17 protein-coding genes are annotated in these 14,923 nt (G+C 56.4%); 14 read left to right on the top strand and 3 right to left on the bottom strand.

Annotated features, from left to right (window positions below; all coding sequences use genetic code 11):
* The first annotated feature begins 92 nt into the window (after positions 1-92).
* The 9 genes from HB676_RS03300 to HB676_RS03260 all read left to right on the top strand — a co-directional run bounded on the left by HB676_RS03300 (position 93) and on the right by HB676_RS03260 (position 8,715).
* A complete protein-coding gene (locus tag HB676_RS03300) occupies positions 93-743 on the top strand; it encodes a hydrolase (protein WP_213736245.1) in 651 nt (216 codons plus the stop codon).
* Between the two features lie 25 nt (positions 744-768).
* Positions 769-1,056: a XapX domain-containing protein gene (locus HB676_RS03295; protein WP_213736244.1), complete on the top strand. Its 288-nt coding sequence runs from the start codon at positions 769-771 to the stop codon at positions 1,054-1,056.
* Positions 1,053-2,936, top strand: coding sequence for an amidohydrolase (locus HB676_RS03290; RefSeq protein ID WP_213736243.1), 1,884 nt, complete (start codon positions 1,053-1,055; stop codon positions 2,934-2,936). Before HB676_RS03295 ends, HB676_RS03290 begins: the two co-directional genes overlap by 4 nt.
* Before the next feature lies 1 nt (position 2,937).
* On the top strand, positions 2,938-3,363 hold the full coding sequence (locus tag HB676_RS03285) for a DoxX family protein (RefSeq protein WP_213736242.1): 426 nt from the start codon (positions 2,938-2,940) through the stop codon (positions 3,361-3,363).
* Positions 3,364-3,412: 49 nt separating this feature from the next.
* Positions 3,413-4,312, top strand: coding sequence for a glyoxalase (locus HB676_RS03280; protein WP_249780040.1), 900 nt, complete (start codon positions 3,413-3,415; stop codon positions 4,310-4,312).
* 170 nt (positions 4,313-4,482) lie between these two features.
* A complete protein-coding gene (locus HB676_RS03275; RefSeq protein WP_213736241.1) occupies positions 4,483-5,751 on the top strand; it encodes an alginate export family protein in 1,269 nt (422 codons plus the stop codon).
* Positions 5,752-6,191: 440 nt separating this feature from the next.
* Positions 6,192-6,842 (top strand): hypothetical protein, encoded by a 651-nt coding sequence (locus HB676_RS03270; RefSeq protein WP_213736240.1) that lies wholly within the window; start codon positions 6,192-6,194, stop codon positions 6,840-6,842.
* Positions 6,843-6,872: 30 nt separating this feature from the next.
* Complete coding sequence (locus HB676_RS03265) at positions 6,873-8,342, top strand: DNA methyltransferase (RefSeq protein ID WP_249780038.1); 1,470 nt, start codon at positions 6,873-6,875, stop codon at positions 8,340-8,342.
* Positions 8,323-8,715, top strand: a complete 393-nt coding sequence (locus HB676_RS03260) for a DUF5681 domain-containing protein (RefSeq protein WP_213736239.1) — start codon at positions 8,323-8,325, stop codon at positions 8,713-8,715. Before HB676_RS03265 ends, HB676_RS03260 begins: the two co-directional genes overlap by 20 nt.
* A gap of 45 nt (positions 8,716-8,760) precedes the next feature.
* Here HB676_RS03260 and HB676_RS03255 read toward each other — a convergent pair whose 3' ends face one another.
* Positions 8,761-9,612 (bottom strand): hypothetical protein, encoded by an 852-nt coding sequence (locus tag HB676_RS03255; protein WP_213736238.1) that lies wholly within the window; start codon positions 9,610-9,612, stop codon positions 8,761-8,763.
* 154 nt (positions 9,613-9,766) lie between these two features.
* Between HB676_RS03255 and HB676_RS03250 the strand changes: the two genes are divergently transcribed.
* A complete protein-coding gene (locus HB676_RS03250; RefSeq protein WP_213736237.1) occupies positions 9,767-10,042 on the top strand; it encodes a helix-turn-helix transcriptional regulator in 276 nt (91 codons plus the stop codon).
* A gap of 152 nt (positions 10,043-10,194) precedes the next feature.
* Positions 10,195-10,416, top strand: a complete 222-nt coding sequence (locus HB676_RS03245) for a hypothetical protein (RefSeq protein WP_213736236.1) — start codon at positions 10,195-10,197, stop codon at positions 10,414-10,416.
* Between the two features lie 90 nt (positions 10,417-10,506).
* Here HB676_RS03245 and HB676_RS34210 read toward each other — a convergent pair whose 3' ends face one another.
* The gene (locus tag HB676_RS34210; RefSeq protein ID WP_346347258.1) at positions 10,507-10,737 is read right to left on the bottom strand and encodes a hypothetical protein; all 231 of its coding nucleotides are present in this window, start codon (positions 10,735-10,737) and stop codon (positions 10,507-10,509) included.
* Here HB676_RS34210 and HB676_RS34205 point away from each other — a divergent pair.
* The 3 genes from HB676_RS34205 to HB676_RS03230 are packed head-to-tail and all read left to right on the top strand — an operon-like array spanning position 10,697 to position 12,889.
* Positions 10,697-10,879, top strand: a complete 183-nt coding sequence (locus HB676_RS34205; protein WP_346347246.1) for a DUF3489 domain-containing protein — start codon at positions 10,697-10,699, stop codon at positions 10,877-10,879. The two genes, HB676_RS34210 and HB676_RS34205, sit on opposite strands and share 41 nt — an antisense overlap.
* Positions 10,879-11,364 (top strand): DUF2924 domain-containing protein, encoded by a 486-nt coding sequence (locus HB676_RS03235; RefSeq protein WP_213736234.1) that lies wholly within the window; start codon positions 10,879-10,881, stop codon positions 11,362-11,364. The genes HB676_RS34205 and HB676_RS03235 overlap by 1 nt, the downstream gene beginning before the upstream one ends.
* A complete protein-coding gene (locus tag HB676_RS03230) occupies positions 11,354-12,889 on the top strand; it encodes a recombinase family protein (protein WP_213736233.1) in 1,536 nt (511 codons plus the stop codon). Before HB676_RS03235 ends, HB676_RS03230 begins: the two co-directional genes overlap by 11 nt.
* Positions 12,890-13,534: 645 nt before the next feature.
* Here the strand turns inward: HB676_RS03230 and HB676_RS03225 are convergent.
* Complete coding sequence (locus HB676_RS03225) at positions 13,535-14,707, bottom strand: PepSY-associated TM helix domain-containing protein (RefSeq protein ID WP_213736232.1); 1,173 nt, start codon at positions 14,705-14,707, stop codon at positions 13,535-13,537.
* Positions 14,708-14,923: the final 216 nt, after the last annotated feature.

Genomic DNA, 14,923 nt, shown 5'->3' with positions numbered 1-14,923 from the left:
GACGTGATCCGCCACGTGAATAGATTGCCTGCCGACCAACTTGAATTTTCAAATGTCATCGCGGGCGCGAAGCCCTTTCTTGGAGAAAGAAAATGTCGAAGCTTGAAATGCTGACACCGGACAACAGCGCGATCGCCCTGATCGATTATCAGCCCGCGATGTACCAGGGCGTGCAATCGCACGACCGCATCGTGACATTCAACAATGTCCAGATTCTTGCCAAGGCCGCCAAGCTGTTCAAGATTCCGACGGTGTTGACGACCGTCGCCAAGGACTCATTCTCGGGCCCGTTCATGCCCGAGATCATCGAACTTTTTCCCAAGCACGACGTCATCGACCGCACCTCTATGAACTCCTGGCTCAATGCGAACTTTCGCAAGGCGGTCGCCGCGACCGGGCGCAAGAAATTCGTCATCGCCGGCCTGTGGACCGAAGCTTGTGTCATGTTCCCGACGCTCGACATGCTTAAGGAAGGTTACGAGATCTACATCCCAGCCGACGCTTGCGGCGACCTGTCGATGGAAGCGCATAACCGCTCGATGGATCGCGCGGTACAGGCCGGTGCGATCCCGATTACGTCATGTCAGTATGTGTTCGAGCTCCAGCAGGACTGGGCGCGCTCCGAAACCTATGAGGGCGTGATGGATATTCTCCGTGCGCATTCGCCTTACGGCATTCAGGTGCGCTTCTCGAAATGGGCACTTGGCGAGCATGCGTCCGAGGGTGGTCCCAAAGCCGCTTGAAAACGCCGCACCGCGGTGAGGAAACATGAAAATCTATCTGCTATCTGCCGGTGCCGGAATTCTGGTCGGCATCATTTATAGCCTCCTCAACGTTCGCTCGCCGGCGCCGCCGCTGGTCGCCCTTATCGGTCTGCTCGGCATTCTCGTCGGCGAGCAGGTTATCCCGGTGGGTACACAACTTCTGTCAGGCAGCGGGCTCGCCGCTGCCTGGCACCAGGCCCGCTGCGCTCCGCATCTGTTCGGTCTGCTACCAGGCCGTCACGCCGACACAGCAGGCGTCGCCCCCGTCGCTTCCGAGGAGAAACGTTCATGAGTTCATCGTCACCCGATCTCATTTTGCACCGCGGTCTGTTCACGACCCTCGACCGCGGCAATCCCACGGCGAGCGCGGTCGCGATCAAGGATGGCGTGTTCACCGCCGTCGGCCACGATCAGGAGATCATGAAGCTAGCGGGGCCTTCGACTGAAGTGATCGACCTCAAGGGCAAGCGCGTACTGCCGGGGCTGATCGACAATCATCTCCATATCATCCGCGGCGGCCTCAACTTCAACATGGAACTGCGCTGGGACGGTGTGCGCTCGCTCGCCGACGCGATGAATATGCTCAAGCGTCAGGTCGCAATCACGCCAGCGCCGCAATGGGTGCGCGTGGTCGGCGGCTTTACCGAGCATCAATTCGCGGAAAAGCGCCTGCCGACGATCGATGAGCTCAACGCACTCGCGCCGGATACGCCGGTTTTTCTGCTGCATCTCTATGACCGCGCGATCCTGAACGGCGCGGCGTTACGGGCGGTGGGCTATACCAAGGATACGCCGGAGCCGCCCGGCGGCGAGATCATCCGCGACGCTAGTGGCAATCCGACCGGATTGTTATTGGCCAAACCCAACGCGAACATCCTCTATGCGACGCTGGCGAAAGGTCCCAAGCTCCCGTTTGAATACCAGGTCAATTCGACCCGACATTTCATGCGCGAACTTAATCGCCTCGGCGTTACCGGCGCGATCGATGCCGGTGGCGGCTTCCAGAACTATCCAGAAGACTACGCCGTCATTCAAAAGCTCAGCGATGAAGGGCAGCTCACGATCCGTCTGGCCTATAATCTCTTCACTCAAAAGCCGAAGGGCGAGAAGGACGATTTTCTCAACTGGACCAAAACCTCGAAATACAAGCAGGGCACCGATTATTTCCGGCACAATGGCGCCGGTGAGATGCTGGTGTTTTCGGCCGCGGATTTTGAGGATTTCCGGGTAGCCCGCCCCGACATGCCCCAGGAGATGGAGGGAGAGTTGGAAGAAGTTGTCCGGATTCTGGTGCAGAATAAGTGGCCGTGGCGGTTGCACGCCACCTATGACGAGACCATCTCGCGCGCGCTCGACGTGTTCGAGAAGGTCAATCAAGACATCCCGCTTGAGGGCCTGCACTGGTTTTTCGACCATGCCGAAACCATCTCGGACCAGTCGATCGACCGCATCGCCGCGCTTGGCGGCGGCATCGCCGTTCAGCACCGCATGGCCTATCAGGGCGAATATTTCGTCGAGCGTTATGGTTTCGGCGCAGCGGAGGCAGCGCCTCCGGTCGCAAAGTTTCTGGCCAAGGGCATCAAGACGTCGGCGGGGACCGACGCGACGCGGGTCGCTTCCTATAATCCATGGGTGTCGCTGGCATGGCTGATCACCGGCAAGACCGTTGGCGGTTTGCGGATCACCCCGCAACGCAATTGTCTCGATCGCGAGACCGCGCTGCGGATGTGGACGGAGAACGTCACCTGGTTCTCGAATGAAGAAGGCAAGAAGGGCCGCATTGAAGTCGGGCAATTGGCTGACCTCGTGGTGCCCGACCGGGATTTCTTTTCCTGCGGTGAGGCTGAGATCGCGGACATCACCTCGGATCTGACCATCGTCGGCGGCAGAATCGTCTATGCTGCGGGCGGTTTCAAAACCCATGACAAGGCCGCGCCGCCGCCGGCAATGCCGGACTGGTCGCCGGTGCGCAGCTTTGGCGGGTATGCTGCCTGGGCCGCGCAAGATAAGCCCGCCACGGCGATGCGGATGCAGGCGATGAGCCAGTGCGGTTGCGCCAATAATTGCACCATCCATGGCCATGATCACGCCACGGCTTGGTCGGCCAAATTGCCGATCGCGGACCTCAAGAGCTTCTGGGGTGCGCTGGGCTGCGCTTGCTGGGCAGTTTGACATGAACGCGCGCGCCGACACGCCGGGATGGGTTTGGTCTGTCCTCGCGTGGCCATGGATGTGGCATGCCGCACGTCTCGCGCTGGTGTCCGCTTACATTATCGGCGGCCTGACAAAACTTTCCGACTTCAGCGCGGCGATCGCAGAACAGGAACATTTCGGGCTTTATCCCGGCTGGCTCTGGGCGGCACTGGCGTTAACCGTCGAACTCGGCGGCTCACTGCTGGTAATATCCGGGAGGTTCGTATGGTTCGGTGCCGGCGGCCTTGGCGTGCTGACCGCTGTCGCAATGGCGACCGCGAACAGTTTCTGGATAATGACCGGCCACGAGCGCTTCATGGAATTGAACGCGTTTTTTGAACATCTTGGGCTGATCGCCGGACTTGTCCTGGTTTCGATGCAAGCAGCCCACGCCAAAGCTGGATAAAGGCGATGGCACTTTCCCTGCACGCTTACCCCCGTCAAGGAGCTTACCCATGGTCCGGTCCGGCCTGTTTGTCAGTTTAGTCTCCATCGTCGCTGCCCTCGGCGCCGGCCATGCCGCGCTTGCACGCGATGCATCGCCCTTGTTGGGGGTCAGCGCGCAGTATGACACCACGCATGTCTATGTCGCGCCTGACGATGTCGATAAATTCGTCGCGAGCTTCACGGCCACTTTTGGCGGCCAAAGCACCAAGCAGGTTGTCGTGACGGTGACGCCGACCCCAAGCAGCACCTCATCGCAATTGATCCAGACGCCGGTCGGCACGGTTTCGCTGTTCGGCTTCAGGACACCGATACCCTATCCGTTCGGGGCCGAGCGAACTGGCTATCTCGTCACGGACTTGGATGCGGCGCTTAAGGCCGCGCGCGCCGCCGGCGCAGACGTTCTGGTATCGGCTTTCCCTGACCCGATCGGTCGCGATGCGGTGATCCAGTGGCCGGGTGGCGTCAACATGCAGATTTACTGGCATACGACCAAACCCAACTACGCGGCCTACGAGACCGTCCCGGAAAACCGCGTCTACGTTTCGCCGGATCGCGCCGACGCCTTCGTTCGCAGTTTCCTGCGTTTCTCGCACGGCAAGGTCGTCTCCGACGAGGTGCGCGCCCCCGGCGTCGAGATCGGCCGACCCAAGGACACCTATCGCCGGGTCCGCATCGAATCCGTGTTCGGCAGGATCACCGTGCTCATCACGGACGGTCTGTTGCCTTATCCCTATGGCCGCGAATTGACAGGCTACGAGGTTGCCGACCTTCAGGGAACGTTGGCGAAAGCCAGGGCGGCCGGCGTTACGACGCTGGTCGAGCCCTATGGATCAGGCGGCCGCATGGCGGCTATAGTACAATTCCCCGGCGGATATATCGCCGAGATTCATGCGACTGCGCCCAAATAGGAGTTTAGATGGCGGCCTCTTGGTCGGAGCTTTTGTTTCGAGCCCGACGGGGATGTGCCGCCGCGGTGCTGTGTTGTGCAGCCGTACCGCTCGCCGCGCGAGCGGACGATAGCACCCTTGTACCCCAACGCCCGGCGATCCTGTTCAATCGATGGCAGGAGGACTGGTCGGTGCTATCAGACCCGCGCGTCGCACGGCAGCCGTTCGACGAGTTCAAATATATCGGATTGTCCAGCGTCGATCCCTACACCTATCTGTCGTTCGGCGCGGACACCCGCGAACGATTCGAAGGTAATAACGCGCAAGGGTTCGGCACCGGCGCCAACAAGAACCAGGATTACGTCATCAACCGTAATGAACTGCATGCCGATCTTCATATCGCATCACAGGTGCAGGTGTTCGTACAGTTTCAGAGCGACTTCGCGCCCTGGAAGACCATGATCTCTCCGGTCGACAAGGACCGGCTCGACCTCGAACAGGCTTTCGTCGCGCTTACCGAGCCTGTCGCCGACGGCACGTTGAAGCTGCGGCTGGGACGTCAGCAATTCGCCTTCGACCTGCAGCGCTTCGTGTCGGTTCGCGATGGTCCCAACGTCCGTCAATCCTACGACGCGGGCTGGGCCGATTATGAAAACGGCCCCTGGCGCTTCATCACTTTCTACAGCCATCCGGTGCAGGTGCAGGATAACCAAGTGTTCGACGACTACAGCAACGGCAAGCAGACTTTTGGTGGCGTGCGGTTGGAGCGAAAGCTTACGGACACGATCAACCTCACCGGTTTTTATGCCAACTTCACCCAGGCTGACGTGCGCTTTCCGAATGCCGCGGGCAACGAGAACCGCGATATCCTGGATCTGCGTTCGAACGGCACGGTCAATCATTTCGACTGGGACATCGAGGCGATGAACCAGACCGGGCACATCGGGATAGACCAAATCGAGGCCTGGGCATTCGGCTCAATGGCCGGGTACACATTCAACCAGATTAACTGGAGCCCGCGGCTGGGAATACAGATCGACGCCGCTTCCGGCGACGGCGGCCTCGCCGGCCATCGCTTCGGCACGTTCAATCCGCTGTTTCCGAACGGCTATTACCTGACGCTCGCGGGCTATACCGGGTACGTCAACTTCATCCACGTCAAGCCGTCATTGACACTGCATCCGTCGCAGTCGGTGAAGGTGACGCTCGCGGCTGCCGCCCAATGGCGGGAGAACACCGCCGACGCCGTTTACACCCAACCGGATATACCGGTCGCGAACACGGCTGGCAGGCCGGGCGCTTATACGGGAAGCTATGGCCAGCTTCGGGTAGACTGGACTATCGACCGCGCCACCGCATTTGCCGTCGAAGCAGTCCATTTCGTAGTCGGGGACACCCTGCGCAATTCCGGCGCGCATGATTCAAACTATCTCGGCGTAGAGATCAAGCGAGGGTGGTAGACAGCATGTAGATCTGAACTACAGACCTTTAGGAGTTCGTCGGGAGACTTTTAGGGAGAGCGGATGGCCTTCAGTAGTCGTCTCCGGGCCAAGCGCAATTCCATAAACGTCCATTGTGCGAATTTATGAGTGTCTCAATTTCAAGCGAGTTTGATTGTTTTTCAAACCGCAAAATCAAGATTTCGATGAACCAAGATCTGTCGTCGCTGCAATAGCCTGTGTTTGTAGCGAAACCTCAGCAGCATCCGTTTGAATTTTATCTTGAAATTATATTTTCAAATGAGAAATCAAGTTGATTAGGTGACTTGCAGCGAGCCGAAGAGTTGAAGCTGCAAGCTCGTTGACTTCGACGACACGCATATCGCGACCAGCACTTTCCTTCGCCCTGCCTCTCCCGCTAGCGATTGACAAATCAAATTGAAGGTCGTATTCAGGTTTCAATGTACAAGCGCAACCAAATCGAAGCGGCGATTTCAGACTTGATTGAGCGGGGCACCAATCGACCGAGTTTAGCGTTGAGAACTCGCATCAAGCGGTTACTCGACACGGATCGACTCTTGGGATGCGCTCCAAATTCGGACGATCGCGAAGCCCGAAACTATGCTTTCTTCGATAAAAGTCCTCCAGGCACAGGGTTCGAGGTCTGGTTTTCGGCATACGAAGCTTTCGCACTGCTGCAGGGCCTTCAGCTGATGTGGCACAACTGGCCACAACGGTTCGCGGTGTCGGTTTTGCGACATGTCAGACCTGAACTCGAAAAGGAGCACGGACGAATTTTGAAAATGGATCCGGCAACTCTGTTTGATCGAAACGTATTGAGGCAAAAATTCGTCCCCGGATCTGCTGTCTTCGAGACGACGAAGCCAGCCTTTTTGAGTATCGTCTCTCATTATAAAATGTCAGCGGAGCAGGAAAACGCACCTTATGCCTGCGCCGTTCATTCCAGACTGGAGAAGGCAACCAGTTGGATCTTCGAAACGACCAAAGGCGTCGGAGGGGGCTCAAGCATGTTCGAGCTAACCGTCCTCGCCCACGAGCTGACGCAGAAACTGGAGCTAACAAAGCCGCAGAAGCGCGGTCGTCCCGGATAAACCCAGACTAGCTACCGGCAAAGGTGACAAATGAAACGTGCTGCTTCACTTTCTAAACTTCGCCCGAATGAAACCCATATTCAGGTTTCTAAAGCACGGACTTTGAAACCGCGACATGTGGGTGCTGTCCGGCTGGCGGCCGAGGATCGCATCAGTCCGCGACAGATCGAAATGCTGCCACTCAGTGCGCTGAAGCCCATGGATCGAAACGCTCGCACTCATTCAAAGCGGCAAATCGAACAACTCGCGCAAGCCATGAAAACGTTTGGCTTCATAAATCCGATCATCGTGGATGGCCGTCGAAACATCATTGCCGGTCACGCCCGCGCTTCAAGTGCGAAGTTGCTTGGTCTCAAAACAGTACCAACGATCGCCGTCACAGATTTGAGTGAAGCTGAAATCCGAGCGTTCATGTTGGCCGACAACAAGCTCGCGGAAAATTCGGGCTGGGATCGCGAACTGCTTGCGTTGGAACTGGAAGCACTCCAGATCGCTCTCCCCGAGATTGGACTCGATCTTGACATAACTGGCTTCGATCCCGGCGAAATTGACTCATTAATGGGGGACTTTGTCGAGCGCCGCTCAGATCCGGCGGACGAAATTCCAGAGCCCGAAGAGGTCGCCGTTGCCAAGCCAGGCGATCTTTTTGTCCTCGGCGATCATCGGATTATTGTCGGCGACGCCCGTGATCGGGAAGTGTACGCGAACCTCATGGGACCTGAAACCGCGGAGATGGCATTTCTCGATCCGCCTTACAACGTCAAGGTAAACGGCCACGTCGGTGGGCGCGGACAGACCAAGCACCGAGAATTTGCCCACGCGTCCGGCGAAATGACGTCACCTCAATTCACTCAATTCCTGAGAGAGACGCTTGGTGCAACCGCGCGGAACGTGAAGGACGGTGGAATCGTTTACATTTGCATGGACTGGAGGCACACCCCGGAATTGCTCGACGCCGGCGCAAGCATTTTTGACGAACTAAAAAATATCTGCGTCTGGACCAAAACCAATGCCGGGCAAGGCAGCTTTTATCGCAATCAACACGAGATGGTGTTCGTTTATAAACGCGGCAAAGCGCGACACATCAACACTTTTGAACTCGGACAAAACGGCCGGAACCGAAGCAACGTATGGACCTACGCAGGTGCAAATTCCTTTAAGGCCGGCCGGATGGACGAACTGAAGTTGCATCCAACGGTAAAACCCATCGCGCTCATTGCGGATGCAATGAAGGACTGCTCGCGCCGGGGATCTATCATTCTCGACAGTTTTGCAGGATCCGGTAGCTCGCTTCTGGCCGCGCAACAAGTGGGGCGTCGAGCCTACTGCATCGAAATTGATCCCAAATACGTCGACGTCACAATACGCCGTTGGCAGCGAGCCACCAGAGAGGACGCTATTCTCGAATCAACCGGAAAAACGTTCGACGAAATTTGCGATGGATTATCCAACCCTCTGAAGCCGCGCAGGAGTCACAAAAATGCGAAAAGCACCAGCTAGACGTAGCCGCACCGACTATGAAGTCGGCTGGGGACGCCCGCCTAAATCGACACGATTTAAGCCTGGTCAGAGCGGGAATCCGAAAGGAAGGCGGCGCGAGAAAAAAGATCAAAATGCCATGCTCAAGGAAGCTTTGGAGCAGAAGCTTACGATCGAAATAGGCGGCAAAAAGCGGACGATAACTGCACTCGAAGCGCTATTTAAGCAGGTCCTCAAATCAGGACTAAAAGGCGATTTGAGAGCAGCCCGATTCTTGCTTGAATTGTACGACGAGATTCCAGAAACCTCTAAGGTACCGACCAAAATTCCGGTTGACGCGTCTCCTGACGAACTGGCCGAAGTGTACCGTTCGATGGTGCAGCGGATCTACTAGCCATGGAAAGAACAATGGGTTGCTATCGCCGTCGCGGAGGCGGCATTAGCGATTGTCAGTTCTAGAACATAAAGAGCTGCCATTGTTTTGCTGTCTGGAAATCTCGCATCGAGCCGCTGCGCAAGCAAGATTTGCCAGTTGTCCTTCTTGAGTGGGTAACCGAGATTGGAACGAAATAGGGCTGGAGTGATTGATCCGAAATAGTCTGCTGCCGTCGCATAAGAAACTGAACAATACCTGCTTTCCAAGAATGGATTCGTCACCGCGTATTACGCGAACCAACATTTCGGCTCCAGAGATTGCACCGCGTGCGTCCCTCGTGAGAGCGATCGAGTTTTTATCGTAGGCGTACATCTTGCCGTCAAGGTTGGGTGGAAGATTGATGCTCTGCCAGTTTTCTCTTTTTTTCGGAGGTTGTTCGCGGTCGCCGTCACCAGGTATCCGGATTTCGCCGAAATAAACCGGATGGTTCATCGCATCCAAACTAGCTTCGGTGATCTTCTCAGGAACGATAGTAATGCGGATGGGATAGGTGTCTGGTTTTAGGGGGTGATCGCCAAACGAAAAAGGACCCGCAATGAAACTGCCGTTCCTCACCACCGGGTCAACATACGGCTTTTGCCGAACTTCGGCCGGACCACACATGTCTTCGCAAGCTGGTAGACCTCTCGCCATTCGTTGCTGACCGTCCGGGAGATGCGGTTTCAGAAGCGTCACCATAACCTTGGTTCCATCCGGCAAATCAGTCAGCCCTCTAATAGTAGGATACGGGTCGGAGCTCGCGCTGAGCTGAAAGCGAAATTGACGGTCTTGCGCTTGGGCGGATCCTTGTAACGATTGGATCAGTATTGCCGCGAGACAAATTGCCTTTCCGGAAAGCTTGAAGAAACTCGCCACGCCGAAATCTCCCTTTTTGTGATCGGAACCGTCAGGCTCCCGCCCTCAAAGTTGTCCCGGCACACATAGCTCGCTTTTCGGAATATATCCAGTTTTGGGATAATCCTTTTATGGGATCAGATTTCCTGCCGCCGATTCACGGCCTTGGCGGCATATGCAGAAGTCCCTCAAATCCCCGGAATATGAACGCCTCATCGCGCTGCTTGTCGCACTGCGGAAGAAAGCCGAAATTCGCCAACAGGTATTGGCTAAAAAGCTCGGTAAACCGCAGTCGTTTGTGGCCAAATATGAGGGTGGCGAACGCCGGATTGATATGATCGAATTTATCGCGATCGTGCGGGCTGTAGGCGGCGATCCGGGAAAGCTCTTCCGGGAGTTCGTCGCGGGGGAAACCCCAACGAAATCGGCCCACAAAGGCTCCGCTAAATAGGCATTTCCACGATTATTCCTGGCCGCTTCGCCCAACTTTGGCTCGAGCATTTAGTGCTTCGGGAGGCCTGATAAGAGCCACAAGATTGCTCCGGTTTTGCTCGACTGCCCGGGATTGTCGAGCACTACTGTCCCTCGCAACGGGAGGACAGCATGGACCGCGCAATTGCCGAAAAGACCATCACCATCATTCTTACCGAAATCCATCGTCGGCTGGACGAGGCGGCGCGGATCGCCAAGGCAGCCGAGGCCTGCGCGCTGGCGGGCAGCATCGCCGAGGGCGTGACGGTTTCGATGGATATCGAACAGATCATTTATGAGACAGGGCGACTGCAAGACGTGGCCTCGCTGCTCAATAGGCTTTCCCGAGAGTAGCTATCGGTTTCCTTCCTCGACCGACCGCCCCGCCCGATTGCGGGGTCGTGTCGGTGGCAGCACCTGATGCTGTCGTCAATATGAGGGAAGTCAGATGCCTACCAAACTTAAATCGGGACGCGCAAAGTCCATTCGCAAGACCTCAACCACCAAAAACAGTCCAGCAAAGAAGCGCAGCACTGCCAAGTCAAAGGCAGCAACCGTGACAAGTCCGCCTACCCAGAGTTCGACCTCCGCCAGGAAGCCGCCTGCCCCATCCAAGCAGGAGACTGTGCTGGGAATGTTACGACAGCCGAAAGGCACCACGATCGCTGCGATCATGAAGGCCACCGACTGGCAGCAGCATTCGGTGCGCGGCTTCTTCGCGGGCGTGGTCAAGAGAAAGCTCAAGCTGAATCTGGCGTCCGAGAAGGTCGGCGACGAGCGCATTTACCGCATCGCCAAATCCGCCGCAGGCGCATGATGCCGGAACGACATCAACAGGGGGCAACTGATCCCGCCGTCGACGCGGAGCTGGATCGGTTGCCCGATACGCCGATTGTCGAACTGCGTCGGCGCTATCGCGAGTTGTTTAAGGCCGAGCCGCCGAAAGCCTTCGGTCCGGACTTGCTCCGGCGGAGCATCGCGCACCGGATCCAGGAGAAGGCTTACGGCGGTCTGTCGGCCCCGACACGACGACTGCTCGACCAATTGGTGAAAGCCGCCTTGGCAAAACCCAATGGCCAGCTGGAACTGCCGCGGCGGATCAAGCCGGGCTCAGAACTGGTGCGGACGTGGAAGGGCAGAACCTACCGCGTCGTGGTGAAGGCCGATGGCTTTGCCTACGACGGCAAAACCTACGCGGGTCTTTCTGAAATTGCTTCCACGATTACCGGCACCCGTTGGAATGGCCCGCGCTTCTTCGGGCTACGGTCGCCATCAGGTAAGGAGGGCACCGATGCCAGGTAACCCCAAAGTCTTACGCTGCGCCATTTACACCCGCAAGTCCACCGAACATGGCCTGGAGCTTGAGTTCAATTCGCTGGACGCGCAACGAGAGGCCTGCGAGGCCTATATAAAGAGTCAGGCCTCGCAGGGATGGAAAGCCATTTCCCAACATTATGACGACCCCGCCTATTCTGGGGGCAATTTGGAGCGGCCTGCTCTCAAGCGGTTGCTGCGGGAAATCGAACTTGGCAGGGTTGATGTGGTGGTCGTCTATAAGATCGACCGCCTCACTCGTTCGCTGGCAGATTTCGCCAAACTGGTCGAAGCCTTTGATACCAAATCGATCTCGTTCGTTGCAGTGACCCAGCAGTTCAATACCACCACCTCAATGGGACGACTGACCCTCAACGTGCTGCTGTCCTTTGCCCAGTTCGAACGGGAACTCTCTTCCGAGCGGGTGCGGGACAAGATCGCGGCGTCCCGGCGCAAGGGCAAATGGACCGGGGGGACAGTCCCTCTTGGTTATGATGCCAAGGACAAGAAGCTCGTCACCAATAAGGCCGAAGCAGAAACCGTTCGGACCATTTTCAAGCGGTATCTCGATCTAAAATCCTTCAGTAAACTGGTTGCGGACCTGGACCGCAGGGGCATTGTCACCAAGCGGCGCCATACCAAGGTCGTCAAATACAACGGCGGCATTCCCTTTACATATGGTCCTCTCGCCTACTTTCTCAAAAACCGCATCTATCTCGGGGAGATGCATCACGGAGGAAAATGGTTCAAAGGCGAACAGGAGGCAATCGTCGATCACGCGACCTTTGAACGGGTCCAGCAGCTCTTAAAGGCTAAGACCCAAGGCCGGAAAATAAAACGCTCCGAGAGCGGCGCTCTTCTCGTCGGCAGGCTGTATGATGATCGCGGCAACCGGATGAGTCCGAGCTTTTCGAGTAAGAACGGCGTTCGCTATCGTTTCTATGTCAGTTCCGCGCTACTGCGAGGACGGAAGGAAGCAGTCGGGTCCGTCAGTCGCATAGCCGCGACGGAAATAGAGAGCGCGGTTTTGACCGCACTTGCCCATCATAAAGGCGACAAATTTGAGAGAGGAGCGGTCTCTATCGACATGCTCGAACGCATCGTCATCAATCGAGACCACCTGCAAATCACGATTGCGGCCGGGAACGATGCAGACGACGTTGCCACGAAAATCAAAGTTGCGCGATCGACCGAGACGAGAGGAACTTCAGTTCTTCTGGAAGGCAATGACGGATCGGAGGCCAAACGGAACGAAGGTTTGATTCAGACTATCGTACGTGCGCACGTCTGGGTGCAATGTCTTCAAGATGGCACATACGACTCCATTGAACAGCTTGCCGAAGCGAACCGCCTTCATCCCAAGGTCATTCGTCAAAATCTTCGGCTCGCGTTTCTTTCGCCAAGCGTCACGTTCTCAATCCTGGAAGGACGACATTCAGCGAGATCGTCGCTCGCGCGGATTCCGAAACTGCTGCCATTACCATGGACGCAGCACCGAAGTCTGCTCTCCTGATTTCGTTCATCCATAGGTCATTGGGTCTTGATGTCGGCTATAGCCCTGAACCCGCCAATACGCACGCCTCGTCTCCGCGGCAGCATGGGACTGGACCCGAGAATATTCGGGCCTATGCATTGAGAAGAATAAAAGCCACTCTGATCTATCGGCGGACAGGTAATCTCAGAGCGGTCCAGCTCCTGCTCGGACATACCAAGATCAAAAGTACGGTTCGGTATCTTGGCATTGAGGTCGATGACGCGCTCGCAATAGCGGACCAAGTTGATGTTTGAAATACCCGGGCAGAGCGGACATGCTCTGTCCGCCCTTTAACAGTCGGTTTGTCAAAGCAGATGCGAACACTAGCTCAGAACGATCTGACAAGCGTCAACTGCACCGCGGTGCAGCCGGGGCTTGAACATCGAATCATCCACGAGAATCTGGCAGTGCCACGGCAGGCGTCAGCGATGGATCAGGTAGCCCTATCTCGTTTGAAGAAAAAATATCCAAACGCCGCGACGGGAATGATGAGTAGCACCCAAGCCGTATAGTCCCACCACTCATTGCCGAGCAAAGCACTCGCCAGACCAATGGCGGTCACGGCTCCCATCAATGTCAGGCTGCGATATATCGACCAGACCGAAAGGTTCCGGCGCGAGACTTTCATTTCGCAGCCGCGGCCGGAATGACAGATATCGGGCTGTTTCTGTCCCTCGCAAATGATTTTCGGAAGGCTTTTGTCATCCAAAGATAAAGGCCGGTCGCCAGAACGACAATCGTCGCAAGGTCGAACAAGGCCCAGATTAACTTCAACGCAAGTCCACCATAATCGCCGAAATGCAGCGGCCTCGATATTTCCAGCGCGCGCAAATACCAAGGCATGTGCACCGTGCCATCAAAGCTTCCGGTTCGTCCGTCAATCAAGATCGGTATAAACAACCTGGCGGTCAGCGGCTGTTGCCCCTTTGCCCAAAACACATAGTGGTACGGCGTACTGAAACTGGACCCTGGAAAAATCACGCTGGATACAGTATTTCCCGGCATCGCGGTCTCTGCGCGTTCATACGCAGCCTGCAGCGGCGCCAACTCTGAGGACAACACCGGCGTGCCGGTGCGTGCTTTGAGCGCGGATCGTACTTCAGTCGACCTCCACAGGTCGAAAAGCGGCGTCGACAACTCGTTCATGATGCCGGTAGCACCGACGACGACCATCCACACCAACGCCAAGCCCCCTAGAAGATTATGTACATCGAGCCATTTCAGTCGGCGCGACCGCGCCACCCGGAGGGTGCCGAAATCCAGGTGACGCATGAAAGGTCCATAGACCACAACGCCGGAGACTAGCGCGACAAGAAACAGGATTGCCATGGCCGCCAGCAGATACTCCCCGATGGTGCCCGCAAACAGGTCTTTATGAAGTTTGAGGATGAAGCCCGTCAGGGTCGCCGTCAGTTCTCCAAGCCTGGTCTCGCGCAAGATTTGAGCCGTTCGTGCGTCGAATTTCAAGGCGTGAGCGACCTTGGTATCTTTAAGGAACGCCTGCCACGACGACGCCATGAAGACGACGACTTTTGGTTCATCGTCATCCATCGTCACCGACAGAATGATCTCTTGCGGATATCGTTCATGGCTTCTGGCGGTGATCACGTCGAGGCTTGCCCGCGGCGCATTTACTGGCAGCGATGCATACGGCAATCCCGGCTCGAGCCAGGTATCGATCTCTTCATGAAAAATTAGCGGCAGCCCAGTCACGCATGCCAAAAGCAAGAATAGCGTACAAATGAGACTCGACCAAGTATGCACCCATATCCAGCGCCGAAAACCCGAGAATGGCATCACGACATCCGATGTCTGCTACGCCCGTCATTATCTCGCCTTTAGCGCACCGTCCAGCAACAACTGACATTACGAAGCCAGACGAAGCCAGCATCCATGCTCTGACACATTCAGAAAATTTTAGATCGCTTCAAAATTAGAGCCATTTTAGATTAGAGAGAATTCAAAACGCGCGAGTTGCTCACACTTCGAGTGAACCTTATGGATTGGAGAAGG

Source organism: Bradyrhizobium sp. dw_411, assembly GCF_018449695.1.
GTDB lineage: Bacteria > Pseudomonadota > Alphaproteobacteria > Rhizobiales > Xanthobacteraceae > Bradyrhizobium.
This window is presented reverse-complemented; position numbering and strand designations above follow the sequence as displayed.

Bases quoted from the DNA above. Each gene is read 5' to 3' on its own strand.
- HB676_RS03300 (WP_213736245.1), top strand. From the start codon at position 93: ATGTCGAAGCTTGAAATGCTGACACCGGACAACAGCGCGATCGCCCTG.
- HB676_RS03295 (WP_213736244.1), top strand. From the start codon at position 769: ATGAAAATCTATCTGCTATCTGCCGGTGCCGGAATTCTGGTCGGCATC.
- HB676_RS03290 (WP_213736243.1), top strand. From the start codon at position 1,053: ATGAGTTCATCGTCACCCGATCTCATTTTGCACCGCGGTCTGTTCACG.
- HB676_RS03285 (WP_213736242.1), top strand. From the start codon at position 2,938: ATGAACGCGCGCGCCGACACGCCGGGATGGGTTTGGTCTGTCCTCGCG.
- HB676_RS03280 (WP_249780040.1), top strand. From the start codon at position 3,413: ATGGTCCGGTCCGGCCTGTTTGTCAGTTTAGTCTCCATCGTCGCTGCC.
- HB676_RS03270 (WP_213736240.1), top strand. From the start codon at position 6,192: ATGTACAAGCGCAACCAAATCGAAGCGGCGATTTCAGACTTGATTGAG.
- HB676_RS03265 (WP_249780038.1), top strand. From the start codon at position 6,873: ATGAAACGTGCTGCTTCACTTTCTAAACTTCGCCCGAATGAAACCCAT.
- HB676_RS03260 (WP_213736239.1), top strand. From the start codon at position 8,323: ATGCGAAAAGCACCAGCTAGACGTAGCCGCACCGACTATGAAGTCGGC.
- HB676_RS03250 (WP_213736237.1), top strand. From the start codon at position 9,767: ATGCAGAAGTCCCTCAAATCCCCGGAATATGAACGCCTCATCGCGCTG.
- HB676_RS03245 (WP_213736236.1), top strand. From the start codon at position 10,195: ATGGACCGCGCAATTGCCGAAAAGACCATCACCATCATTCTTACCGAA.
- HB676_RS34205 (WP_346347246.1), top strand. From the start codon at position 10,697: ATGTTACGACAGCCGAAAGGCACCACGATCGCTGCGATCATGAAGGCC.
- HB676_RS34210 (WP_346347258.1), bottom strand. From the start codon at position 10,737: ATGATCGCAGCGATCGTGGTGCCTTTCGGCTGTCGTAACATTCCCAGC.
- HB676_RS03235 (WP_213736234.1), top strand. From the start codon at position 10,879: ATGCCGGAACGACATCAACAGGGGGCAACTGATCCCGCCGTCGACGCG.
- HB676_RS03230 (WP_213736233.1), top strand. From the start codon at position 11,354: ATGCCAGGTAACCCCAAAGTCTTACGCTGCGCCATTTACACCCGCAAG.
- HB676_RS03225 (WP_213736232.1), bottom strand. From the start codon at position 14,707: ATGCCATTCTCGGGTTTTCGGCGCTGGATATGGGTGCATACTTGGTCG.